23 protein-coding genes are annotated in these 23004 nt (G+C 63.4%); 7 read left to right on the top strand and 16 right to left on the bottom strand.

Annotated features, from left to right (window positions below):
• Nucleotides 1–61 precede the first annotated feature (61 nt).
• Nucleotides 62–919 (top strand): efflux RND transporter periplasmic adaptor subunit, encoded by an 858-nt coding sequence (locus HA052_RS07345; protein ID WP_166451415.1) that lies wholly within the window; start codon nt 62–64, stop codon nt 917–919.
• Nucleotides 920–1128: 209 nt separating this feature from the next.
• Here the strand turns inward: HA052_RS07345 and HA052_RS07350 are convergent, their stop codons facing one another.
• The 8 genes from HA052_RS07350 to HA052_RS07385 form a co-directional block, all read right to left on the bottom strand.
• On the bottom strand, nt 1129–1641 hold the full coding sequence (locus tag HA052_RS07350) for a phosphatidylglycerophosphatase A family protein (protein WP_166451416.1): 513 nt from the start codon (nt 1639–1641) through the stop codon (nt 1129–1131).
• Nucleotides 1625–2575 carry a thiamine-phosphate kinase gene (gene thiL, locus HA052_RS07355; RefSeq protein WP_166451417.1) on the bottom strand — a complete coding sequence of 317 codons (951 nt, stop codon included), beginning with the start codon at nt 2573–2575 and terminating at the stop codon, nt 1625–1627. Before thiL ends, HA052_RS07350 begins: the two co-directional genes overlap by 17 nt.
• 80 nt (nt 2576–2655) lie before the next feature.
• Complete coding sequence (gene nusB, locus HA052_RS07360; RefSeq protein WP_081547192.1) at nt 2656–3102, bottom strand: transcription antitermination factor NusB; 447 nt, start codon at nt 3100–3102, stop codon at nt 2656–2658.
• A gap of 66 nt (nt 3103–3168) precedes the next feature.
• Nucleotides 3169–3639, bottom strand: a complete 471-nt coding sequence (ribH, locus tag HA052_RS07365; protein WP_081547190.1) for a 6,7-dimethyl-8-ribityllumazine synthase — start codon at nt 3637–3639, stop codon at nt 3169–3171.
• 79 nt (nt 3640–3718) lie between these two features.
• Nucleotides 3719–4825, bottom strand: a complete 1107-nt coding sequence (gene ribBA / locus HA052_RS07370) for a bifunctional 3,4-dihydroxy-2-butanone-4-phosphate synthase/GTP cyclohydrolase II (RefSeq protein WP_081547188.1) — start codon at nt 4823–4825, stop codon at nt 3719–3721.
• Between the two features lie 60 nt (nt 4826–4885).
• Nucleotides 4886–5542, bottom strand: a complete 657-nt coding sequence (locus HA052_RS07375) for a Dph6-related ATP pyrophosphatase (protein WP_166451445.1) — start codon at nt 5540–5542, stop codon at nt 4886–4888.
• Nucleotides 5543–5544: 2 nt separating this feature from the next.
• Nucleotides 5545–6162 carry a riboflavin synthase subunit alpha gene (locus HA052_RS07380; RefSeq protein ID WP_081547184.1) on the bottom strand — a complete coding sequence of 206 codons (618 nt, stop codon included), beginning with the start codon at nt 6160–6162 and terminating at the stop codon, nt 5545–5547.
• Nucleotides 6163–6260: 98 nt separating this feature from the next.
• Nucleotides 6261–8504, bottom strand: a complete 2244-nt coding sequence (locus tag HA052_RS07385) for a TonB-dependent receptor domain-containing protein (protein ID WP_166451418.1) — start codon at nt 8502–8504, stop codon at nt 6261–6263.
• Nucleotides 8505–8616: 112 nt separating this feature from the next.
• On the opposite strand from HA052_RS07385, the gene HA052_RS07390 reads away from it, so the two are divergent.
• The 3 genes from HA052_RS07390 (at nt 8617) to HA052_RS07400 (ending at nt 11856) form a co-directional block, all read left to right on the top strand.
• Nucleotides 8617–10227 (top strand): peptide chain release factor 3, encoded by a 1611-nt coding sequence (locus HA052_RS07390; RefSeq protein WP_166451419.1) that lies wholly within the window; start codon nt 8617–8619, stop codon nt 10225–10227.
• Between the two features lie 19 nt (nt 10228–10246).
• Nucleotides 10247–11113, top strand: a complete 867-nt coding sequence (locus tag HA052_RS07395; protein WP_166451420.1) for a mechanosensitive ion channel domain-containing protein — start codon at nt 10247–10249, stop codon at nt 11111–11113.
• Between the two features lie 98 nt (nt 11114–11211).
• Nucleotides 11212–11856, top strand: a complete 645-nt coding sequence (locus HA052_RS07400; protein WP_166451421.1) for a TetR/AcrR family transcriptional regulator — start codon at nt 11212–11214, stop codon at nt 11854–11856.
• Between the two features lie 72 nt (nt 11857–11928).
• Here HA052_RS07400 and aroF read toward each other — a convergent pair whose 3' ends face one another.
• The 6 genes from aroF to HA052_RS07430 all read right to left on the bottom strand — a co-directional run bounded on the left by aroF (nt 11929) and on the right by HA052_RS07430 (nt 18546).
• Complete coding sequence (aroF, locus tag HA052_RS07405) at nt 11929–12945, bottom strand: 3-deoxy-7-phosphoheptulonate synthase (protein ID WP_166451422.1); 1017 nt, start codon at nt 12943–12945, stop codon at nt 11929–11931.
• A gap of 22 nt (nt 12946–12967) precedes the next feature.
• Nucleotides 12968–13537 (bottom strand): hypothetical protein, encoded by a 570-nt coding sequence (locus HA052_RS07410; protein ID WP_206118810.1) that lies wholly within the window; start codon nt 13535–13537, stop codon nt 12968–12970.
• Nucleotides 13538–13594: 57 nt separating this feature from the next.
• Nucleotides 13595–14176, bottom strand: a complete 582-nt coding sequence (locus HA052_RS07415) for an LOG family protein (RefSeq protein ID WP_166451423.1) — start codon at nt 14174–14176, stop codon at nt 13595–13597.
• A gap of 81 nt (nt 14177–14257) precedes the next feature.
• Nucleotides 14258–15331, bottom strand: a complete 1074-nt coding sequence (gene pheA / locus HA052_RS07420; protein WP_166451424.1) for a prephenate dehydratase — start codon at nt 15329–15331, stop codon at nt 14258–14260.
• Nucleotides 15332–15744: 413 nt separating this feature from the next.
• A complete protein-coding gene (locus HA052_RS07425; protein WP_166451425.1) occupies nt 15745–16953 on the bottom strand; it encodes an MFS transporter in 1209 nt (402 codons plus the stop codon).
• Between the two features lie 138 nt (nt 16954–17091).
• Nucleotides 17092–18546: a beta-Ala-His dipeptidase gene (locus HA052_RS07430; RefSeq protein WP_166451426.1), complete on the bottom strand. Its 1455-nt coding sequence runs from the start codon at nt 18544–18546 to the stop codon at nt 17092–17094.
• Between the two features lie 422 nt (nt 18547–18968).
• Between HA052_RS07430 and bluB the strand changes: the two genes are divergently transcribed.
• From bluB to trpC, 3 genes are all read left to right on the top strand, one after another.
• On the top strand, nt 18969–19607 hold the full coding sequence (gene bluB, locus HA052_RS07435) for a 5,6-dimethylbenzimidazole synthase (RefSeq protein ID WP_166451427.1): 639 nt from the start codon (nt 18969–18971) through the stop codon (nt 19605–19607).
• Between the two features lie 58 nt (nt 19608–19665).
• Complete coding sequence (locus HA052_RS07440; protein WP_166451428.1) at nt 19666–20178, top strand: prolyl-tRNA synthetase associated domain-containing protein; 513 nt, start codon at nt 19666–19668, stop codon at nt 20176–20178.
• Between the two features lie 79 nt (nt 20179–20257).
• Nucleotides 20258–21064, top strand: coding sequence for an indole-3-glycerol phosphate synthase TrpC (trpC, locus tag HA052_RS07445; protein ID WP_081547162.1), 807 nt, complete (start codon nt 20258–20260; stop codon nt 21062–21064).
• Between the two features lie 8 nt (nt 21065–21072).
• On the opposite strand, the gene HA052_RS07450 is transcribed toward trpC, so the two are convergent.
• Nucleotides 21073–21990 (bottom strand): lipase secretion chaperone, encoded by a 918-nt coding sequence (locus HA052_RS07450; protein ID WP_166451429.1) that lies wholly within the window; start codon nt 21988–21990, stop codon nt 21073–21075.
• Complete coding sequence (locus tag HA052_RS07455) at nt 21987–22916, bottom strand: esterase/lipase family protein (RefSeq protein WP_081547158.1); 930 nt, start codon at nt 22914–22916, stop codon at nt 21987–21989. Before HA052_RS07455 ends, HA052_RS07450 begins: the two co-directional genes overlap by 4 nt.
• Nucleotides 22917–23004: the final 88 nt, after the last annotated feature.

Consider the following 23004-nt stretch of genomic DNA (forward strand, 5'->3'; position numbering starts at 1 on the left):
CGCCCAGGCCTGGCCCGCAAGACTTTGAATCAGCGCTGAAACACTATTTCGGATAATCAAAATGCAAACCAACACCCTCATCCGCTACCTGACCACCTTGCTGCTGCTGGCGCTCGCCGTCTGGCTGGGCAAGGCGCTGTGGGACCACTACATGCACTCCCCATGGACCCGCGACGGCCGCGTACGCGCCGACGTGATCACGCTCTCCGCCGACGTGGCCGGCCTAGTGACCCAGGTGGCCGTCAAGGACAATCAACTGGTACATAAGGGCGACGTGCTCTTCGTCGTGGACCGCGCCCGCTACGCGGCAGCCTTGACCCAAGCCGAAGCCGCGCTGGACGGTCAACGCACCGAGAAAAACCGCCGCGGCAAAGAGGCCGCGCGCCGAGACAGCCTGGACAGCGCCGTGGTGTCCGCCGAAAACCGTGAAACCGCGAGCTTCGCCGCCGCCGCGGCCGGCTCCCAATACCAGGCGGCGCTGGCTGCGCGCGATCTGGCCCAGCTCAATCTGGAGCGCACCGTGGTTCGCGCCCCCGCGGACGGTTACGTGACCAACCTCAATGTCCACGTCGGGGACTTCGCCGCCGTCGGCGCGCCCAAACTGGCGCTGATAGACCGTAATTCTTATCGCGTGGAAGGCTATTTCGAGGAAACCAAGCTGCCCTTGCTCAAGCCCGGCGCCAAGGTGGAGATCACCCTGCTCAGCGGCGGCCCGACATTGCGCGGCCACGTCGCCAGCATCGCCCGCGGCATCACCGACCGCGACGCAGGCACCGGCCGCGAGCTTCTGGCCGACGTCAACCCCACCTTCAACTGGGTGCGGCTGGCGCAGCGGGTGCCGGTGCGCATCGAGCTGGACACGCTGCCGGCCGGACAGGTTCTGGTGGCAGGCACCACCTGCACCGTGGTAGTGCGTTGAGTCCGCCACGGCTATGAAAAAAGGGGCCGACGGCCCCTTTTCATTTCCACACTGAACAGGCTCTTACAGCCTGTTCAAAATCTCGCGAGCATGAGCGAGACAAGGCGAAAACGAGCGAAAAAGCGGAATGTACAAGTGGTACATGAGCATTTTGAGCTTGTACTCACCGTGCAACGCTTCATGAAGCGCAGCAGATCGTAAACAGGTTCTTACAGCATGCGCCAAACGCCCCACTGCACCGCCAGCGCGAACAAGGCCGCCAGCAAATCGTCCACCATCACACCGAAACCGCCGCCCACATGACGGTCCAGCCAGCGGATAGGCCAGGGCTTGAGAATGTCGAAAAAGCGGAACAAGACAAAGGCCAGCAACCAGGCCAAGGGCGTGGCCGGCGCGAAGGCCAGCACCAGCAGCATGGCGACGATTTCGTCCCAGACGATGCCGCCGTAATCGTGCACGCCCAGCGCCCGGCCGCTGTAGCCGCAGATCCAGATGCCGGCGATGAACAGCGGCAGGCACAGCGCCGCCAGCGCCAAACCTTGCACTCCCAGCGCGTGCAGAACAAAAAACAGGGGATAGGCGGCCACCGTGCCCCAAGTGCCCGGCGCCTTGCGCGCCAGACCGCTGCCGAAACCAAAAGCCAGGAAATGGGCGGGGTGGCTCAGGACGAAACGCCAGTTCGGTTGCAGCTTCAGGGTTTCCGTCTCATTTGAAATGGTCATAGCCGGTGCTTTCCAGTTGTATGATGTTGCCGTCTCCGCTCAGCAGGCTGACGCCCTGGCCGGCCGCGATGCGGCCGATGCGGCTCAGGCGACAGCCAGCCGTCTCGGCGCAGGCCTCGATCTGAGCCCGACGCGCGGCCGGCGCGGTAAATACCAGTTCGTAATCGTCGCCGCCCGCGGCCAGGCAATCCAGCCATTGCTCGCGCGCGGCCTCCGCCAGCGGGTGCGATGGCAAGGCGTCCGCCCACACTTCCACCGCCGCCTGAGAAGCGACGGCGATATGGCCGAGGTCCGACAGCAGGCCGTCGGACACGTCGGCGGCGGCATGCGCCAGCGGCAGCAGGGCCAGACCCAGGGCAATGCGCGGCTCCGGGTATTCCAGCTTGCGCCAGGCCGCCTCGCGCAAACCGTCCGGCAGCGGCGCGATCCTGCCCAGCCGGCTGCGCACCGCCATCGCTCCCAGACCCAGCTCGCCGCTGACCCAAACGTCGTCGCCCACGCGGGCGGCGGCGCGGCGCAGCGCCTGGCCTCTCGGCGTCTCCCCGCCCACAGTCACCGACAGCGTCAGCGGGCCGCGCGTGGTGTCGCCGCCGATCACATCGACTCCGTAACGCTCCGCCAAGGCGAAAAACCCTCGGGAGAAGCCGGCGGCCCAGGTCTCGTCCATCACCGGCAGGGCCAGCGACAACACCACCCAGCGCGGCGCGGCGCCCATCGCCGCCATATCGGACAAATTCACCGCCAGCGTTTTATGGCCCAGCGCCTCCGGCGCGACGTCGGCGAAGAAATGACGCCCCTCCACCAGCATGTCCACCGAAACATGCAGATCGCGATCTGGCGTCGGCCTCAGAATGGCGGCGTCGTCTCCAACGCCCAGGACCGCGCCGCCGGCCGGGCGCGTGAAATAGCGGCGGATCAATTCAAATTCATTCATCACGATCTTTCTGCTCGGCCGATGCAAAAACACCCGCGGTCGCGGGTGTGTTTCAATCTGACAGCGCCGGCGACAAGGCCTCAGTTTTGGCGACGCGCCTTTTGCGACGCCACTTCGTCGGCGCGCACTTCGGCGGCCAGCTTGTCCAACACGCCGTTGACGAATTTATGACCATCGGTGCCGCCGAAGGTCTTGGTGATTTCGATGGCTTCGTTGATGATCACCGGATACGGGGTTTCCGGATGCTGGGTCAGTTCCAGCGCGGCCATCAACAGCACGGCGCGTTCCACCGGGCTGACTTCGTCTTCGGCGCGTTCGTAATAGTGGCCGATCTGCTTGGACAGCGCGCCCACGTCTTTCAGCACGCCGTACAGGATTTCGCGGAACAGGGCTTCATCGGCCTTGGCGAAGTATTCATTCTCGCGCAGATGCTTTTCGATCAGGGAGGCCGGACGATCCGGGTTCAGCTCCCATTCGTAAATGCCTTGGATGGCAAATTCGCGGGCGCGGCGGCGAGCGGTTTTCATAGAGGTGTTCCTTGTAAAGAGCGGAGAGCCGGGTACGCCCGGCTCCGGTATCTTGGCGGGAGCCGATCAGCCGCGCTGGATGCGCTTGCGCAGATTCGCCATCTCAACCGCCACGGCAGCGGCCTCGCGGCCTTTGACTTCCATGCGCACTTCGGCCTGCTCGTCGGTTTCGGTAGTCAGAATCGCGTTGGCGATCGGGATGTCGAAGTCCAGGCCCACGCGGGTCACGCCCGCGCCGGATTCGTTCGACACCAGTTCGAAATGGTAGGTTTCGCCGCGGATCACCGCTCCCAACGCCACCAGCGCGTCGAAGCGGCCGCTCTTGGCCATGGTCTGCAATACCAGCGGCGCTTCCAGCGCGCCCGGCACCGTGGCCAGGGTCACGTCCTCGGCGGCCACGCCCAGCCGGGCCAGCTCGCCCAGGCAAGCGTCGCGCAAGCCTTCGCAAACCGGGGTGTTGAAACGCGACATCACAACGCCGATTTTCAGGCCCTTGCCCGTCAGATCGGGTTCTATACGCTGGATAGCTTGAAGCATCTTGTTCCTCGCGGCGGAATCACTACGGAAAACCGGAGATTCTACCTCAATCCCCGGGCCTTAGCCATTACGCCGCCTCTCATTCCTCGTCCACGTGGAAGGCGTGCGGCTGGCAAAAGCCGGTCACTTCCAGATCGAAGCCGGTCATGGACGGCAAGCTGACCGGCGAGGTCATCAGCTTCATTTTGCCCACGCCCAGCGCCTTGAGCATTTGCGCGCCGATACCGAAGGTCTTGCTGTCCCAGCGCTGCTTCTGCTGCTCCAGGCCCAACGCGCGCTGCGCCAAGTCTTCGCCGGTTTCGTCGCGGTACAGCAGCACTACCACGCCGTGGCCGGCTTCTTCTATCCTTTCCAAGGCATTGGGCACCGTCCAGGAGTGCTGACTGCACAAGGGCGCCAACACGTCGATCACCGACAAGGGTTCGTGCACGCGCACCAGGGTTTCGCGCTGCGCCTCAATCTCCCCTTTGACCAAGGCCAAATGGGTGGCGCGGGTGGTGATGTCGCGGAACACATGCAAGTCGAAAGCGCCGAACGGGGTGTCCACCGGCCGTTGCCCCACCTTCTCCACCAGCGATTCCGTGCGGCTGCGGTACTGGATCAAATCGGCGATGGTGCCCACTTTCAAGCCGTGCTCGCGCGCGAACTCCACCAGTTCGGGCAAGCGCGCCATGGTGCCGTCGTCGTTCATGATTTCGCAGATCACGCCGGCCGGCTCCAAACCCGCCAACATCGACAGATCGCAGCCGGCCTCGGTGTGGCCGGCGCGTATCAGCACGCCGCCTTTTTGCGCTTTCAGCGGGAAGATATGACCCGGCTGCACCAAATCCGCCGGCTTGGCCAACCGCGCCACCGCGGCTTGCACGGTGCGGGCTCGGTCCGCGGCGGAAATGCCGGTGGTCACGCCTTCGGCGGCCTCGATGGACACGGTGAAGTTGGTGCTGTACGGAGTGCCGTTATTGCTGACCATCAGCGGCAGGTTCAACTGCTGGCAACGCTCCTCGGTCAAGGTCAGACAGATCAGACCGCGGCCGAACTTGGCCATGAAGTTGATCGCCTCCGGGGTGACGAACTCCGCCGCCATGACCAGATCGCCTTCGTTCTCGCGGTCCTCGGCGTCCACCAGCACCACCATCTTGCCGGCCTTGATGTCGGCGATAATGTCCTGAATCGGGGAAATAGTCATACCATCTTCCTTCGTAAGCACTTGTTTTTGGCGCGGGCCGCCGCCCGCCTGAATTCGTTTTCAGCCGGGCAACAGGTCCAGGCTGACATAATCTCCGTGGCGATGGACGTCGCCGTCGCGCAAGCGCAAAGGCTGCGCGAACAAAGGCCCGTCCATTGCCAGTGTGTGAAACTCGCCGGCCTCGGCGCAAGGATCCATGCCTTCCGCCAGCATCCGGTCCACCCACTGATGGCTCAGTTCCCGGCCCAACCACTCTTCGCCGGCCAGCCGGGTGTTCACCACCACGATGCGGGCGCGAAAGCCCGCATCGATGAATTCTCGCACCAAGGCGGCGCGCGCCTGCTGCCACAGCGGCAGCCACGCTTGCAAGCCGGCGGCGGCGCAAACCTTTTCCTCCCACTCCCGGTGGGCGTCCAGATCGATGTCGCCGAAGACCGCGGCCTCGCAACCGTCGGCGCGGGCCTCCTCCAGCCGGGAGATGAACTCGGCTTCATAGCCGTCCCAACTTGCGCGCCCCACCCGCAGGGGCAAACCCAGCGCCGCCGCCTGCAGCGCCAGCACCTCCGGGCGCAGACCGTGCGAGCGCGAACGCTCGCCGCGCTCGTCCGCCATCGTCAGCAAGGCCTGCGGATGGGCGCCGGCCCGCACCGCGCGCCACAGCGCCAGGCAGGAATCCTTGCCGCCGCTCCAGGAGGCCAGCACGCGCCGGCCAACCATGTTCACGCCGCGGCCCCTCGCTGGGCCAGCACCCGCTCCACCGTCTCCACGATGGCCTGAGTCTGCGGGTCCACTTCGATATTGATCAAGTCGCCCACTTTGCGCGACTTGATGATGGTGCGTTCCAGGGTTTCCGGGATCAGATGCACGCAGAAGCGGTTGTCCGTCACCTCGCCTACGGTCAGGCTGATGCCGTCAATACCGATATAGCCCTTGGCGAACACATATTTGATATGTTCCGCCGGCAATTCGAACCAGACGGTGCGGTTATTGGGCAGATCGATCACCCGAGCCACCTTGGCCAGACACAGAATATGGCCGGACATCGCATGGCCGCCGATTTCGTCGCCAAAGCGCGCGGCGCGCTCGATATTGACCAGATCGCCAGTTTGCAACAGACCGAGGTTGGTGACGCGCAGGGTTTCGCGCATTAGATCGAAAGAAACTTGATCGCCGTTGACGGCGGTAACAGTGAGGCAGCAGCCGTTGTGAGCCACCGAGGCGCCCAGCTCTAGGCCGGGCAGCAAGGCCGCCGGCAAACGCAGCGTATGGGTGCGAAAGTCTTGCTTCTCCGTGATGGCGATCACTTCCGCCACTCCTTGGACGATACCGGTAAACACGAAGATGCTCCTTTGCTAGGGATTTGGAGCGCCATTGTAACGCAAGGAGGGGCCCAGGGCCCCTCCTCAGCCTCAAATCAAACGCAAGCGGCGTCCGCTCAGAAACGCCAGGACACGCTGGTGCGTATCGCCCGACCCATGCCTTCCGCCCCCTCGGTCAGGTAAGGGATGTATTGAGTGTTGAACAGATTGTCCACCGCCAGTCGCGCCTCTAGGCCCTTGAACCGGCCCTTGGGCTGCCAACCCAGGTACAGGCCGAACAATGAATAGCCATGCTGCGCGGGATAAGCGTAAGGTGAATTGACCAATACCCGGTCCTGTTTGCGCACGAACTTGCCCTGCCCGCTCAAGGATAGGCCGATCTTGTTCCAGCGATAACCAAGATTGGCAACCGCCTTGCGCGGTGGGATATTGGTGATGGGCTCGTCCCTGCCCCACGGATCCATCAGGCTATGATTGCGTTCGCCCTTGGTCGACGACAAGGACAAGCTGCCGAACCAGCCGCCGGCCTGATAACGCCCTTCCAGCTCAAAACCCTGAATCACGTAACCGGGCATATTGCGATAGAAGCCGATTACTGGCGGCAGCGGTGCGCCCGGCGCGTCCCCCCGGTTGGGCCCCAGGCGCTGCGCGATATCGTTTTTGACGGTTTGGCGATACCAAGTCAGCGCTGCGGACAGATTATCCCCGGACGCCAGCACATTGCCGCGTTCGAATTCCAAACCCAACTTGACCGCGTTCAACGTTTCCGGCTGTAACTGGCGGCTAGTCGCCGTCGTGCTGCCCAAAGTCTGGGTATCGTATACCTCGTCCACCCCCGGCGCGCGCCAAGTGCGGGTATAGCCGGCGTCCAGCGTCCAGCCCGGATGGAAGTTCCAACGCGCGGCCAAACGCGGCGACCAACCGGAATACGCCAACCCGCTGTAATCGTGCCCCTTGGCCGGATCGTTATACGCGGAAGCCAGGTTTTCCCGCCCCTGTATCCACACATGGTCGTAGCGTAGAGAAGGCGTCAGCGTCAGACTGTCCAAGGGTTGCCATTGATGTACCCAATAGGCGGATCGAACGGTTTCCTCGCCCGGAGGCTGGTAGCGCGGATTCAGATAACCATAGTTGTAAGCCGGATCCTTACGCTTATCCGGGCGGTAGAACAGCGCGTCCAGCGTCTTGTGCGCCCAGCTCACGCCCATAGTGACTTCCTGACGCGCCCAGCCGGAACCGAAGCGGGCGGTGTTGCGCAGCTCAAGGCGCCGGTCGCGCTGATTTACCCAGCTCTCGTTTCCGAACAAGGATGAGAAGGCGTAGATGCTCGCCGTCGGCGGCCGGGTGTCGTGCTGATAACGCCGCGACTGCGCATAGCTAAGCTGCAAATCCAGCCATGGCGAATCGCTGACGAAGGTCCAGTCCGCGCTCACCGTCTCATTTTGCTGCTCGCGCCACACACTCTGGCGCAGCCAAGCGCCTTCCCAACCGTACTTCTTGATGTCGGCCGCATTTGGCGCCGGGATGTCCCCGCGCTTGGCCGCCCACGGCGTGCGCCGCTCCTCCTCCTGGCTCACCCATCCCAAGCGCAGCCGGTGGCCGGGCGCCGGACGCCAGGCCAGCTTTAGCATGCCACCCTCCAGATCATTGCCGGAAAACATCGTGCTGGAACCATCGCCCTTCTTGCCGTCCCCGGCGCGCGATCGGGTCACATAGGCCAGGATGTCCGCCTTGCTGCCAGGCCCGCCCGCATAGGCGGCCAGAGACTGGCCAAACTGGCGGCCGTTGTCCTGATACATCAGCTTGGCGAAACCGCCCACCGACTTGCCCGGCTGCAACAGCTCGGCCACGGTCTTGGTTTCCGCCTTGACCACAGCGCCGAACGCGCCGTTGCCGTAGAACGGAGAATGCCCGCCCTTGAAGACCTCTACCGAGCCCAGCAACTCCGGATCGATAAAGGACGTCCCCTGCTGGTACTTGTCAAAGCCCTGCGGCGCGCCGTCCAGGGACACCTGCACATGCTCGACCGACTCAAAACCCCAGACATTGATGGTCTGGCCGCCGGGGCGCTGCGAACCGCCGGCGTTGACGCCGGGCAGCGCGTCCAGCACTTCGGCCAGGGAACGCGCTTGCGGCCGCTCGATTTCCTCGCGGTCCAGTTTATTGCTGCCCACCCGCGCCTGCGGGCCGTCGGCGGTGACGTGGACAGTATCCAGGCGCGCCGGCCCCTCGGCAGCCCAGACGCCGGGCGCGGTCAGGCAGGCCAGGCTGAACACTAGCGCCTTGGGGCGGAAGCGCGGCAGATTGGAAGCAAAGAAAATAGAATCAGGGCAAGGCGGAGAAAAGCGAGAGCAAGGCATCACGGTTTTATTTTATTAATGATAATCATTCTCAATACTAACATAAAACTTCCACCTTAAGGCAAGTCCGGTAAAATAGCCGGCTTTATCGAATTCCAATACAAGCATCCCCATGTCCGCCGAACTCGCCCGCATCGCCGAAGAAGTGTCCCACCGCCGCACCTTCGCCATCATCTCCCACCCTGACGCCGGTAAGACCACGCTGACCGAAAAGCTGCTGCTATTCTCCGGCGCCATCCAGATGGCCGGCACCGTCAAGGGCAAGAAAGGCGGCAAGTTCGCCACCTCAGACTGGATGGAGATCGAGAAGCAGCGCGGCATCTCGGTGGCGTCCTCGGTGATGCAGTTCGAATACCGGGACCACACCGTCAACCTGCTGGACACCCCCGGCCACCAAGACTTCTCCGAAGATACTTACCGCGTGCTGACCGCGGTGGACAGCGCCTTGATGGTGATCGACGCCGCCAAGGGCGTGGAGGAGCAGACCATCAAGCTGCTGAACGTCTGCCGCCTGCGCAACACGCCCATCGTCACCTTCATGAACAAGTACGACCGCGAGGTGCGCGACAGCCTGGAGCTGCTGGACGAAGTGGAGAACGTGCTGAAGATCCGCTGCGCGCCCATCACCTGGCCCATCGGCATGGGCAAGGCCTTCCGCGGCGTTTACAGCCTGCTGAACGACGAGGTCATCCTGTTTGAACCAGGCGCGGAAAAGCTGATCACCGACGTGGAAGTGATCAAGGGCATAGACAACCCGCGTTTGGACCAGCTGTTCCCGCTGGAAATGGAACAACTGCGCATGGAGATCGAACTGGTCAAGGGTGCGTCCAACGAGTGGAATCTGGATGAATTCCTGGCCGGCGAACTGACCCCGGTGTTCTTCGGCTCCGCCATCAACAACTTCGGCGTGCGCGAAATCCTGGACGCGCTGATCAACTGGGCGCCGGCGCCGCAGCTGCGCGACGCCACCGTGCGCGAAGTCGCGCCCACCGAAGGCAAGTTCTCCGGCTTCGTGTTCAAGATCCAGGCCAATATGGACCCCAAGCACCGCGACCGCATCGCCTTCCTGCGCGTGTGCTCGGGCAAGTTCGAGCGCGGCATGAAGATGAAACACCTGCGCCTGAACCGCGACATCGCAGCCTCCAGCGTCGTGACCTTCATGTCCCACGACCGCGAGATCGTGGAAGAGGCGTTTGCCGGCGACATCATCGGCATTCCCAACCACGGCAACATCCAGATCGGCGACAGTTTCTCCGAAGGCGAAGAACTGACCTTTACCGGCATTCCCTTCTTTGCTCCGGAACTGTTCCGCAGCGTGCGCATCAAAAACCCTTTGAAGCTGAAACAGCTGCAAAAGGGCCTGCAGCAACTGGGCGAAGAAGGCGCGGTGCAAGTATTCAAGCCGCACAGCGGCGGCGACCTGATTCTGGGCGCGGTGGGCGTGCTGCAGTTTGAAGTGGTGGCCTCGCGCCTGGCGGCAGAATACGGCGTGGACGCGATGTTCGAATCCGCCAGTATCTGGTCCGCACGCTGGTTCAGCTGCGACGATCGCAAAAAGCTGGACGAATTCGTCAAAGCGCTGCAGATCAACATCGCTACCGACGCCGGTAGCAACCTCGCCTATCTGGCCCCCAACCGCGTCAACCTGCAACTGACTCAGGAACGCTGGCCGGACATCGTATTCCACGAAACCCGCGAACACGCGGTCAAACTCAACGACTGAAGCTGAAACCGACGCCCCCATGGAGCCCAAGGCCACCTTGTTCGACTTGATAGGCTATCTGCGCGATAACTACTCGCACGAAATAGCGCGTTCGCTGATCCTGATCGCCGCCCTGCTTATCATCCGCCTGGTGGTGGACCGGCTGCTGGCGGCCAACAACAGCATAGCGATCGAGTCGAAGCGGCGCTGGTCGGTGAACACTCGCAACATCCTGTTTGTCTCCGGCCTGGCCGGCATCGGCCTGATCTGGGCCAGCGAGCTGCAAACCATCGCGGTATCCATGCTGGCCTTCGCCGCCGCGCTGATCCTGGCCACCAAGGAACTGATCATGTGCCTGTCCGGCGGCCTGGTGCGCCAGACCTCCAACAGCTACAGCCTGGGCGACCATATCGAAGTGGGCCCGGTGCGCGGGCGAGTAGTGGACATCGGTCTGCTGTCCACCACAGTGATGGAGATCGGGCCCAATCACAGCTCACACCAGATGACCGGGCGGGCGCTGACCTTCCCCAACAGCCTGCTGCTGTCCACGCCGGTGATTCGCGAAAACTACATGGGCGACTATGTGATGCACATCGTCAACATCCCCATGGCCTACACCGTGCAGCCCATTCGCGCCGAGCGCCTGCTGATGGCGGCGGCGGAAGAGTCTTGCCAGCCGCATCTGGAAGTGGCGCGCCAGCACATGGAAGACATGGCCAAACGCAATCTGGTGGATATTCCGTCGGTGGAACCGCGCATCGCGCTGCAGCCAATCGACGAAAAACGCTATCAGTTGATCTTGCGCATCGCCATTCCGGCTCGCGACCGGCATCGTATCGAACAGACCATCTTGCACAACTTCCTGGCGCAATGTTTCCCCGAGCAGACCGACACGGCCCTCGCCTGAAGCAAAGGGAAGTGCGCGCGCAATTAATTAGAGCAAGAACTCCAAATTTGCGTTAGAATGGCGAATCGCGAATGTCATTGAACAGCACCAAGCGCATCATGAGCAAAAACAGAATCAAAACCTACGACCGCATCATCCAGGAGAGCCTCAAGCTGTTCAACGAACAGGGCGAGCGCAGCATCACCACCAATCACATCGCCGCGCACCTGGGCATCAGCCCGGGCAACCTGTACTACCACTTCCGCAACAAGGAAGAAATCGTCTACCAGATCTTCCTGATGTACCGCGAGTTCATCAACCAGCGTCTGGCGGTGCCGGAAAACCGCGAAATGACGGTGGACGACCTGGTCAACTACCTGGACACCGCCTTCCTGGCGATGTGGCAGTTCCGCTTCATGTTCTACGACCTGCCGGGCATGCTGGCGCGCAACCCGCAAATGCAGTCGGAGTACCACCAGTTCGTCAACACCGAACTGAAAAACATCCTGGCCGAACACTTCCGCGAATTCATCCGCCTGGGCCTGCTGGAAATGGACGAAGAAGACATCGAGCCGGTCAGCATCAATATCTGGCTGGTGGTGAAGTTCTGGTTCGCCTTCGAACAGACCGCCCGCCCCAAGGCGCCGATCACCGAGGAATCCGGTCACCGCGGCGTGCTGCAGGTGCTGGCCCTGCTCAAACCCTATGTGCAGGACCAATACATGGGCTCCTTCCGCGCGCTGTGCGAGCGCCACAAAGTGTGACGCCCCGTCTCCGCGAAAAAAGCAAAGCCGCATAATCGCGGCTTTTTTCATGCGTCGGCGCTTCGAAGCAGATTACAGGCTGCGCCCCAAGGCCGCCGCCAGGGGCCGCAGCTCCGCCATCAGCGCGGCCAGCCCTTCCGGCGTCAAGGCCTGATCGGCTTCGCATAAGGCAGCCTCCGGCTGCGGGTGCATGTCCAGCAGCAGGCCGTCCGCGCCGGCGGCCAAAGCCGCCTTGGCCAGCGCCGGCACCAGCCAGGCTTTGCCGGCCGCGTGACTGGGGTCGACAATCACCGGCAAATGGGTTTCGCGCTTGAGCAAGGGAATCGCGCTGACGTCCAGCGTGGCGCGGTAGGCCGGCTCGAAACTACGAATGCCGCGCTCGCAAAACACAATGTTGTGATTGCCGCCGGCGGCGATGTATTCGGCGGCCATCAACCAGTCGCCCAAGGTCGCTGCAACGCCGCGCTTGAGGATAACCGGCTTGTTCAAACGCCCCACCTCCTTCAACAGCTCGACGTTTTGCATGCTGCGCGAGCCAATCTGGATGATGTCCACGCCCTGCTCCAAAAACACGTCCAGCATGCGCACGTCGGCCAATTCGGACACCACCGGCAATCCCTCGGCGCGGCCGGCGGCGATCAACTGCTCAATGCCCTCCACCCCCAAGCCTTGGAAGCCGTAAGGACTGGGATGCTGCTTGAACACGCCGCCGTGCAACAATCGGCAACCGGCGGCCCGCGCCGCCGTCGCGGCCTGAGCGATCTGCTGCGCCGACTCCACCGCGGACGGTCCGGCAATCACCTGCAAGGCCTCGCCGCCGAAAGCCAGGCCTCGCGCCTGCACCACGCTGTTCTGCGGATGGGTCTCACGGGACACGATGCGGTACTCGCGCACCACTCGCATCGCCCGCTCCACCCCCGGCATCGATTCGAACATTTCCGGCGACAGGCTGCGCTCGTCCCCCACAGCGCCGATGATGGTGCGCTCCGCGCCGCGCGACACATGCTCGCTGAGCCCCGCTCCTTGGATCTTGGCCACCACGGCCGCCACTTCGCTTTCCGGCGCCTGCCGGTTCATGATGATGATCATCCGCTATCCCGTTCAAAACCCTTCATGGCCGCCTGCGCCAACGCCTGGCCAAACGCTGTCCCAGCCGCGACCAGAACGACGGACGCTGCGCGCCGCGCCGGAAAAAGCCGGCCAGCGCATGCGCCAGCCGCCACGGCGCCGAAGCATGCAAGCGTTCAAAAATGCGCCCGCGCCAGTAAACGAAGCCATTATACAGCCGCACGAACCAAGCCACTTGCATCAGAGTCGGCCGCGTCAGCGCAAACAACCGCGCCGCCAGCGCGGTGCCGCCCACCTTGGCCAGCAGAATAATCAGCACGCCCAGCAGCGCATGGCCTCGCCCGATCAGGAACAACGCCGCCAGTTTAACCGGCAGCAACAAGGCGGCCGGCAGCGCGAATATCGCCAAGGCCGCCCACGGCGGCAAGGCGGCGATGCGCCGCTCCAGCGCCGCCAGAGGCGGCCATGCCGCCAAGCGTCCCAGCGCCGCGGACAGCTCGTCCCAAGCGTATTCCTCAAACAGGATGATCAAGGCCGCCAACAAAGCCAGCGGCCAGGTCAACACCCGTTTCAGCCGGCGCCAGCCCTGCGCCGCCGTTTCTCTCGCCCGCATCGCAGCCTTAGCGCCGGGCCACGGCCTTGCACGCCAGGGAGAGCGATTGCAAGGCTCTCAAGCCTTGGCCAGGTCCAGCCACTTGGCGACCTCCCGCGGCTGATAAGCGCGCATGTCCGCCAGCAGCGAGGACAAGTCCTCGTTGATGCGGAACAGGTCCATATTGCCGGAAGGGGCGAAGCCCTCAGCCACCGCGTGCTCCATCATCCGATGCAAGGGCTGATAATAGCCGGCGGCGTCCAACAGGCCCACCGGCTTGCCGTGCAGGGACAACTGGCCCCAGGTCAGGATCTCGAACAATTCGTCGAAAGTGCCGAAACCGCCCGGCAGCGCGATGAAGCCGTCGGACAACTCCGCCATCAGCGCCTTGCGCTGGTGCATGGTTTCGGTGACATGAATTTCCGTCAAGCCGGTATGCGCCACTTCCTTGGCTTTGAGAAACGCCGGAATCACGCCGATGACTTTGCCGCCGGCCGCCAGCGCGGCTTCCGCGGCCACGCCCATCAGGCCGACCTTGCCGGCGCCGTAGACCAGAGTGATGCCCTGCTCGGCCAAGGCGCGGCCAAAGCCACGCGCGGCCGCTTCGTATTCGGGCTTGACGCCCTTGTTGGAGCCGCAAAACAGGCAGATAGCTTTCATTTTTATTTTTTCCCCTATCAAACATCAACGTCAAAAACACAACGGGCCGCTGCGCGGCCCGCTTGCATCCTCATCCTAAATTCAAAGCACCGCGAGCGGATAAGAACCCAGCACCTTTACAAAGGAAGTGCACTCGGCAAGACCGGCCAGCGCCTTCTGTACATTGGCGTCGTCACGGTGTCCTTCCATATCGATGAAGAACACATAGTCCCACAAGCCCGCGCGCGACGGCCGAGACTCGAACTTGCTCATCGACACGCCGTTGCCGGCGATGGGCGCCAACAGCTGATGCACCGCTCCAGGGCGGTTGGGCGCGGACACCACCACCGAGGTCTTGTCCTGGCCTGTCACGCCCACGTCCTGCAGCCCCAGCACCAGGAAACGGGTGGTGTTGTTGGGCTCGTCCTCGATATTGGACGCCAGCTTCAACAGCGTGTAGCGCTCGGCCGCGGCCTGGCCGGCGATCGCCGCCGCGCCCTCGTCTTCGGCCGCCAACCGCGCCGCCTCGGCGTTGCTGGCCACCGACACCCGCTCCACCGCTTCCGGCAGATTCTTGTTCAGCCACTCATGGCACTGCGCCAGGGCCTGAGCGTGCGCGTAAACGCGACGAATGCCGTCCAGGCCCTCCACCTTGCGCAGTAAATGGTGGTGAATGCGCAGCACCACTTCGCCGCAAATCTTCAACGGACTGGTCACCATCAGGTCCAGCGTGCGACCCACCGCGCCTTCGGTGGAGTTCTCCACCGGCGCCACCACGTAATCCAGACCACGCGACTCCACCAAACGGAAAGCCTCGTCGATCGAACTACAGGCGACCGTGCGCGCGGCATGGCCGAAGTGCTTGAGCGTGGCCAACTGGCTGAAAGTGCCTTCCGGCCCCAAGTAGGCGATGGACAGCGGCTTTTCCAGCGCCAGGCATTCAGACATCACCTCGCGAAACAAGCGCGCCACCGACTCGCCCGGCAAGGGGCCGGGATTCAGTTCTTTGACGCGGCGCAGCACCTGCGCCTCGCGCTCGGGCCGATAGATGATGCCGCCGCCCTTGATCTCGCCGATCTCGCGCGCGTGGGTGGCCCGCTGGTTCAGCAGATTGAGGATTTCCACATCGATGTTGTCGATGGCGTCGCGGTGCTGTTTAAGTAGATGTTCCGACACGGCTTCCAGTCTTTCTCTATTGCATACATCCTGTAGAGACGCGCGCGTCCGGGTTTGAACGCGCGGCTCTCGAAACACCCAGTTTCCGCGAGATGAGCCACGCTCGCAAGCCTTTGTCGCGATAAAACGCAAGAGATCGGCCTGCTCTCAGAACGTGTTTACGATCTCGCGCGCTAAGTCGAGGCAAAACGAAAAGCGTTGAAAAAGTGGAAGGCATACGCGTCGCATGAGCATTTCGAATGCCGGCACTCATCGCACAATATCTCTACCGACGCGCAGCAGATCGTAAACAGCTTCTTAGCCAAAGCAAGTCCACACTCGGTTGGCCAAGTCCACCACGAAATCGGCGCGCAAATACATCCCGGTCAGCCAGGCCAGCAGCAGCGCCGCGCCGACGGACAGCAGCAAAGCCCTCACGCGTCCTCCTTGGCGAAACTGGCCGACGGGGTTTCCCGCACCGGCAGATTGGCGGCGGCGGCCAGCAAGCCCAGCGCTATCGCCAGCATCCACACCAGATCGTAGTTGCCGAGCAGATCGTAAAGCGCCCCGCCCAGCCACACCCCCAGGAAGCTGCCCACCTGATGCGAGAAAAACACCGCGCCGGACAGCATGCCCAAGTGACGCACGCCAAACATGCCGGCGATCACCCCATTGGTCAGCGGCACCGTGGACAGCCACAGAAAGCCCATCGCCGCGGCGAACACCGCCACCGAAACGCCGCTGAGCGGCAGCAGAAGGAAGACCGCGATCACCACGCTGCGCGCCAGGTAAATGAAACTGAGCAGGCCGGGCTTGGACCAGCGGCTGCCCAGTTCGCCAAAGGCCATGGTGCCGAAGATGTTGAACAGGCCGATCAAGGCCAGCGCCAGGCTGGCGACGCCGCCGCCCAGGCCGTGGTCGCGCAGATAGGCCGGCAGATGCACGCCGATGAACACCACCTGGAAGCCGCAGACGAAATAACCGGCCATCAAGAGGCGGAAGCCGCGCTCGGCCCAGGCGGCGGCGAAGGTATCGGCCATGCTGCGCAACAAATGCGCGCTCGCAGCGCTTTGCGCCGGCCGGTCCTCGCGCGCCAGCCAGCCGGACAGCGGCAGCATCAAGGCCGCGCAGCCGGCCAGAATCAGCAAGGCCGGCAACCAGCCAAGGCCGTCGATCAAGCCCTGCTCCACCGGAATCATCGCGAACTGGCCGAAAGAGCCCGCCGCCGCGACGATGCCCATCGCGCGCGAACGATAGGCCGGCGGCACGCTGCGCGCCACCACGCCGAAAATCACGCTGTAGGTGACACAGGACAAGGCCAGGCCGAGCAGCACGCCGGCCGACAGAGAAAACAGCAAGGGCGTGCCTGAGACCGTCATCAAAGCCAGGCCGGCAACGTAAAGCAAGGCGCCGCCCAACAGCACCTTGCCGGAACCATGCCTGTCCGCCAGCGCGCCGGCGAAGGGTTGAGCCAAACCCCACACCAGGTTTTGCAGGCCCAGCGCGAAGGCGAAGGCTTCCCGGCTCCAGCCGAAGGCCTGGGTCATCGGCGGCATGAAGAAACCGAAGCCGTGGCGTATGCCCATGGCCAGCGACACAATCAGGCCGCCGGTCAGCAGCAATCGCTTGATGGAATCGTTCATCGCTATTCTCCAGGCGAAATAACAGCGACGCGGCTGTTGTGATCAGTGTGATCATAGGGTAAAACCGGCGTGGCCAAAACAAAACCGGCCAGCGCTGACGCCGACCGGTATTCGCTTCAAACCTTAGCCAACCGAGATTTAGCGCGCCGGCACCGCCGCCAACACCGCCTTCAGCAAATGCCAGGCCTTGCCCACCGAGTCCACCTCCACCCGCTCGCCCGGCGCGTGCGCGCCGCGGATATTGGGGCCGAAGGACACCATGTCCATGCCCGGATACTTGGACCCCAAGATGCCGCACTCCAAGCCGGCGTGGATCACTTGCACCTGGGCCTCGCCGCCGAACTCGCGCGCATAGACTTGCTGGAACAAGGCCAGCAGCTTGGATTGCGGGTTAGGCGCCCAGCCCGGGTAGCCGCCTTCCATCTCCACCTGGCAGCCGGCCAACAGGAACAGGCTTTCCACCTCGCGCGCCAGCATCCAGGTGCCGGAATCCAGCAAGGAGCGCACCATCAGGTTGGCGAACAACTTGCCCTCTTCCAATACCACCACGCCCAGGTTGTTGGAGGTTTCCACCACGCCCTCGACGCGCTGGCTCATGCGCTTGACGCCATGCGGCGCCGCGTGCAGCGCGGCGAAAATCGCGCCTTGATCCGCGCGCGCCATCACCTGGCCCAGCTCGATCCGCTCCTGCACCACGGTGACGCCCTCGTCGACGCCGGCCAGCTCAAAGCGCAGCAGGCTCTGGAACGCATCCAGCTTGGCCGCCACCTTGTCCGCATCCGCGGCCGGGAAGGCCACAGCGGCGAAAGCCTCGCGCGACAAAGCGTTGCGCGCGGTGCCGCCCTTGAACGAGGACACCCGCAAATCGGTTTCCGCTTCCAGTTCGCGTATCAGACGGATCAGAATCTTATTGGCGTTGCCGCGTCCCAGATGAATGTCGGCGCCGGAATGGCCGCCGCGCAGGCCCTTGATCACCAGACTGACGGCTTGATAGCCAGCGGGCAGCGCCTCGCGCGCATAGCCGCGGCTGACGTTGGCGTCGACGCCGCCGGCGCAGCCCATGTAGAACTCGCCCCACTCTTCGGTATCGATATTGATCAGGTACTGGCCTTGCAAAAGGCCGGTGCCCAGACCCAGCGCGCCGCCCATGCCGGCTTCCTCGTCCAGCGTCAGCAACACCTCGATCGGGCCGTGCGGCACGTCCTCGCTATTGAGCACCGCCATGCCCAGCGCCACGCCGATGCCGTTGTCGGCGCCCAGCGTGGTGTTTTCCGCCACCAACCAACCGTCTTGCAGCACTGGGCGGATCGGATCTTTGAAAAAGTCGTGCTCGGTGCCGGTATTGGCCTGGCACACCATGTCCAGATGGCCTTGCAACACCACGCCAATGCGGTTTTCGTTGCCCGGGGTCGCCGGTTTGCGAATGATCAGGTTGCCGACCTCGTCCACCACGGTATCCAGGCCGCGCAGCTCCGCCCAGCCCTTCAGGTAATCGCGCAATTGCTGTTCGTGCTTGGAGGGACGCGGGATTTCACACAAGGTCTGGAAATGCTCCCAGACGACTTTGGGTTCTAGTTCTGCAATTCGGGTCACGGAAAGTCCTCTAAATCATCAAGATGCGATAGCGGTTCGGGCTATGGCCGAACGCGCCGCGCCCGGCGCGGCAACGTTGGAATTCAGACTGTCCACTTTATCACGCCCGCATGCGCGGCGTCATGTGGGAAACTCATGCCAAAAGCGTCTAATCCGCTGAATCGCTTGACCGAAGTCATGAGTCCTCCTGCAAGCAAGGCCATGCTATTTGCCAGCTGTGACAAAGCCGCTATCCTCCGACACTGAAAAATCCCCTCTCGTCCGTTTGCCAAAGCCTGTTCAAAATCTCGCGAGCGGGAGCAAGACAAGGCGAAACCGCTTAAAGAGAAATGGGCATGCGATGCATGAACATTTGAGCTTGTGTTCAACCCCGCATTGCTGAAGCGCAGCAGACATCGAACAGGTTCTTTAGAAAGGCCCCCATGCATCGCTATCCAGACCAAGACATCGCCGCCATCTACCGGGTGATAGAACAGCGGCGCGACATGCGCCATTTTCTGCCTGACCCGGTAGACCCGGCGCTGCTGCGACGTCTGCTCGAAGCCGCCCACCACGCGCCCAGCGTCGGCTATATGCAGCCGTGGCGCTTCATCCGCATCGCTAACCGCCGCCTGCGCGAGGAAATAGGCAAGTTGGTGGACGCCGAGCGCCTGCGCACCGCGGATCAATTGGGCGAGCGTCAGGCGGAATTCCTGCGCCTGAAGGTGGAAGGCATCCGCGACTGCGGCGAAGTGCTGGTAGCCGCGCTGATGGACGGCCGCGAACGCCATGTGTTCGGCCGCCGCACCCTGCCGGAAATGGACCTGGCCTCGGTGGCCTGCGCCATCCAAAACCTGTGGCTGGCGGCGCGCGCCGAAGGCCTGGGCATGGGTTGGGTGTCCTTGTTCGACCCCGCCGCGCTCTCCGCGCTGCTGGGCATGCCGGAGGGGGCAAAACCCATCGCCGTGCTTTGTCTTGGCCATGTCGCCGAGTTCTACGCCCAACCCATGCTGGAGCAAGAAAAATGGGCCAGCCGCCAGCCGCTGGAGCAATTGGTGTTTGAAGACCGCTGGTGCGACTGAGCCGGACCTAGCGGCGCGGCCATTGAAGCACGCGCCGCCGCCATGCTAGCCTGCGAAGATGGAACACGCTCTGTACGACTTTCTCGACCAGCACCAGATCCGCCATCAGCGCTTCGACCACCCGCCTGTCTACACCTGCGAAGAAGCCGCGCGCCTGACGCCCGGCCTGCCCGGCGCGGAATGCAAAAACCTGTTCCTGTGCGACGCCAAGGGCCGCCAGCACGTGCTGTTGGCGGTGCCGGCCGACGCCGGCGTCGACATCAAGGCCCTGGGCGAATTGCTGGAACTCAAAGGCCTGCGCTTCGCCTCGCCTGACCGCCTGCAACGTTGCTTGGGTCTGACGCCGGGATCGGTAACGCTATTGGCCGCCTTCAATGACCGCGACAGTCAGGTCGCCGTCGTCATCGATCAGACGCTGAGCCGCCGGGACGCCATCCTTTGCCATCCGCTGGTCAATACCAGCACGCTGGCGCTGCCCATGGGCGAACTGATGCGCTTCCTGGACCTGACAGGCCACCCGCCGCGCATCGTCGAGGTGCCCCGCAGACAAGACCCCACGGAGCGGAGCTGAACGCCGCGGCTTGTCAACGCCACGGCTGTTCCTGCATGATGGTTGTTTCTTTCGACTTGCCCGGATTGCAGACTCAAGCATGTCAGACATACTCAACACCATCATCGCCACCAAACGCGAAGAAATCGCCGCCGCCTTGCCGCAACAGCCGCTGAGCGCGGTGCGCGCCGCTGCGGAAGCGCTCAGCGGCGATCGCCGCGATTTTGTCGCCGCGCTGCGCGCCAAACACGCGCTGGGCCAAGCCGCGGTCATCGCCGAGATCAAGAAAGCCAGCCCGAGCAAAGGCGTGATCCGCGAAGACTTCCGTCCGGCCGACATCGCCGCCAGCTACGCCGAGCACGGCGCAGCCTGCCTGTCGGTGCTGACCGACCGCCAGTATTTCCAAGGCGACGCCGCCTATTTGCGGGCCGCCCGCGCCGCCTGCCGCCTGCCGGTGCTGCGCAAAGACTTCATCGTCGACCCTTATCAGGTGTACGAAGCCCGCGCGATGGGCGCCGACTGCATTTTGCTGATCGCCGCCGCGCTGGAACTGCCGCTGATGCGCGAGCTGGAATCCCTGGCGATGGAACTGGGCATGGCGGTTCTGGCCGAAGTGCACAACGCCGAGGAACTGGAGCAGGCTCTGCAGTTGCGAACTGAACTGATCGGCGTCAACAACCGCAATCTGCGCAGCTTCGAAGTCAGCCTGGCCACCACGCTGAAACTGCTGCCGCAAATAGAGAACGGCCGCATCGCCATCACCGAAAGCGGCATCGCCACCATCGACGACGTGCGGCTGATGCGCAGCCACGAGGTGCACACCTTCCTGGTGGGCGAAGCCTTCATGCGGGAAAAAGAGCCGGGAGAAGGTCTCTCCCGGCTGTTTCGGAACGAAGAAAACCGCTAAGCAACCGGCTATTGCGGCGGGACGAAAGCGTCCAGCCGCAATTGTTCCTGCGTATTGAAGCGCTGAGCGCGCCAGCCGGCCAAGGCCTGCCGCCGCTGCGCCGCGTCCAAACCGGCAACTGTTTGCAAGCGCCGCGCCTCCAGACGGTAGGCTTCCACCCTGGACTGCCACTGCGCTTGCTCGCGATCCAACTGCGACAAACGATCGGCTGCGGCCTGGCCCACCATGCCGGCGCGCAAGGCGTACAGTTCCTGTTCGCCGCCGCCCTTCTTCCGCAAGGCCTCTTCCGCCTCGGCCAAGCTCAAATGCTTGACCGGCTCCAAGCGCGCCGCGCGCAGATCCGCCGGCAAGCCCGCCTCCAAGGCCTTGAGCCGCGCGGCTTTCTGCTCGGCGCTCAAGCCGACGTCGGCGGCAATACGCAACCGTTTGACGGTGAAGTCGTCGTAGACGTCTTCCTCTCCAAACAAGCCGGCCACTTCGCTCGCCGACAGGAACTGCAAACGCAGCGCCCTCATCTGCTGCAAACGCTCGGCCACGCCGCCGGCCGCCGCCTTGCCATCGCTCAAAGCCCGACGATAGGCGACATAGCGGTCGAACAACTCCAGCGCCTGCTTCAGGGCCGCTCCGTTCAATTGCGCCTGCAAAGCCTGCTGCACCGCCTTGCGGACCGCGGGCAGATCCCGCTCCCCCAACGCCGCCAACTGGTAATCGAACAAGCGCCTCAGCTCTGCATCCACCCTCAGCGCCCCGCTCGCCTCCGCGCTCGCCCGACCATCGACCTGGGTACCGCGCAAGGACGGCGCCGCCGCCTGCGGCGCGGAGCCGCCGGCTTGCGCCGTCGCCTCATCAGCGCCAGGCCGCCCCAGCCAGACCAGCCCGCCCAACAGCAGCGCGCAAGCCCAGCCCACCCAGGCGCGCCGCATCATAGCCCCGTATTCTTCAAGCGGTTGGCCTGTTGCCGGTACAAACTCACCGGGCTGACCTCGAACAAGCTGACCAGACCGAAGCTCTGGTTGATTTCATTCAGATGGTTCATCCGGTAATTGTCGCGGATCACCTGCCCCAGGCGCGCCGAGCAAGCGCTGACCAGGCCGTCGGTGGGCGTGGAGCCGAAGGCCAGGCCCAGCACGCCCATCGGTGCCGATAGCGGATCCAGTATATTGGTGACGGTGGCCGAACCAGTCCAAGAGTAATAATGGATGCCGTTGACCTGGTAATCCCCCTCGCCGCAAGCGCTGGTCGGCACCCCTTGCGGGAATTTGGCGCTAAACGCGGCGGAGCCCGCGGTGGTCAAAGAGTCCAAGGCACCCACTGGATATTGCGGCTGACCTGAAGTGCCGGCGAAGAACTGAATGACCGTGCCCAAAGCCTTGGCCACGGCCACGGCCACCGCCTCGGAGACCGAGCCCGAAGGCGCTACGCCGCGCACGATGTCGGCCACCACCGAGCCCTTGTTGACGCCGCCCACCGATGTGACCGACGCCACCAAGTCCGGCCTCACCCCGGCCACGTAGCGCGCCGTGGGCGCGCCCTGGCTATGGCCGATCAAGTTGACCTTGGCGGCGCCGGTGATGGCGACGATTTTTTGCACCTGCTGCAGCAACTGCTCGCCGCGAGCCTCGTTGCTGTTCAGCGCGGACACTTCGGCCACGAACACCTGTGCGCCGTCTGAACGCAAAGCCGCCGGCACTTGGTAGAAGTAATCCACTCCCAGCAATTGGCCGAAGCCGAACAAACCATGCACCAGCACGATGGGATAACGGGTCTGGGTATAGCCGCCGGCGGCGTAAGCTGCGGACAGCGGCAGCAAGAGTCCCAGGCACAGCAATGCTCCGTGAAGCCACTTCTTCATGGTGTTTCTCCTCTAGTTGATGAAATGCGGACTGAGTATTTGCTCTTATTTGCATGCCCAAGATTGTTAATAGGAGAAAGCCGCTGAA

Source organism: Chromobacterium fluminis (assembly GCF_011602385.1).
GTDB classification, from domain to species: Bacteria; Pseudomonadota; Gammaproteobacteria; order Burkholderiales; family Chromobacteriaceae; genus Chromobacterium; species Chromobacterium fluminis.

Excerpts from the sequence above, each read along its gene's own strand:
- HA052_RS07345 (WP_166451415.1), top strand. The coding sequence starts at position 62 with ATGCAAACCAACACCCTCATCCGCTACCTGACCACCTTGCTGCTGCTG.
- HA052_RS07350 (WP_166451416.1), bottom strand. The coding sequence starts at position 1,641 with ATGACCATTTCAAATGAGACGGAAACCCTGAAGCTGCAACCGAACTGG.
- thiL (WP_166451417.1), bottom strand. The coding sequence starts at position 2,575 with ATGAATGAATTTGAATTGATCCGCCGCTATTTCACGCGCCCGGCCGGC.
- nusB (WP_081547192.1), bottom strand. The coding sequence starts at position 3,102 with ATGAAAACCGCTCGCCGCCGCGCCCGCGAATTTGCCATCCAAGGCATT.
- ribH (WP_081547190.1), bottom strand. The coding sequence starts at position 3,639 with ATGCTTCAAGCTATCCAGCGTATAGAACCCGATCTGACGGGCAAGGGC.
- ribBA (WP_081547188.1), bottom strand. The coding sequence starts at position 4,825 with ATGACTATTTCCCCGATTCAGGACATTATCGCCGACATCAAGGCCGGC.
- HA052_RS07375 (WP_166451445.1), bottom strand. The coding sequence starts at position 5,542 with ATGGTTGGCCGGCGCGTGCTGGCCTCCTGGAGCGGCGGCAAGGATTCC.
- HA052_RS07385 (WP_166451418.1), bottom strand. The coding sequence starts at position 8,504 with ATGCCTTGCTCTCGCTTTTCTCCGCCTTGCCCTGATTCTATTTTCTTT.
- HA052_RS07390 (WP_166451419.1), top strand. The coding sequence starts at position 8,617 with ATGTCCGCCGAACTCGCCCGCATCGCCGAAGAAGTGTCCCACCGCCGC.
- HA052_RS07395 (WP_166451420.1), top strand. The coding sequence starts at position 10,247 with ATGGAGCCCAAGGCCACCTTGTTCGACTTGATAGGCTATCTGCGCGAT.
- HA052_RS07400 (WP_166451421.1), top strand. The coding sequence starts at position 11,212 with ATGAGCAAAAACAGAATCAAAACCTACGACCGCATCATCCAGGAGAGC.
- aroF (WP_166451422.1), bottom strand. The coding sequence starts at position 12,945 with ATGATCATCATCATGAACCGGCAGGCGCCGGAAAGCGAAGTGGCGGCC.
- HA052_RS07410 (WP_206118810.1), bottom strand. The coding sequence starts at position 13,537 with ATGCGGGCGAGAGAAACGGCGGCGCAGGGCTGGCGCCGGCTGAAACGG.
- HA052_RS07415 (WP_166451423.1), bottom strand. The coding sequence starts at position 14,176 with ATGAAAGCTATCTGCCTGTTTTGCGGCTCCAACAAGGGCGTCAAGCCC.
- HA052_RS07425 (WP_166451425.1), bottom strand. The coding sequence starts at position 16,953 with ATGAACGATTCCATCAAGCGATTGCTGCTGACCGGCGGCCTGATTGTG.
- bluB (WP_166451427.1), top strand. The coding sequence starts at position 18,969 with ATGCATCGCTATCCAGACCAAGACATCGCCGCCATCTACCGGGTGATA.
- HA052_RS07440 (WP_166451428.1), top strand. The coding sequence starts at position 19,666 with ATGGAACACGCTCTGTACGACTTTCTCGACCAGCACCAGATCCGCCAT.
- trpC (WP_081547162.1), top strand. The coding sequence starts at position 20,258 with ATGTCAGACATACTCAACACCATCATCGCCACCAAACGCGAAGAAATC.
- HA052_RS07450 (WP_166451429.1), bottom strand. The coding sequence starts at position 21,990 with ATGATGCGGCGCGCCTGGGTGGGCTGGGCTTGCGCGCTGCTGTTGGGC.
- HA052_RS07455 (WP_081547158.1), bottom strand. The coding sequence starts at position 22,916 with ATGAAGAAGTGGCTTCACGGAGCATTGCTGTGCCTGGGACTCTTGCTG.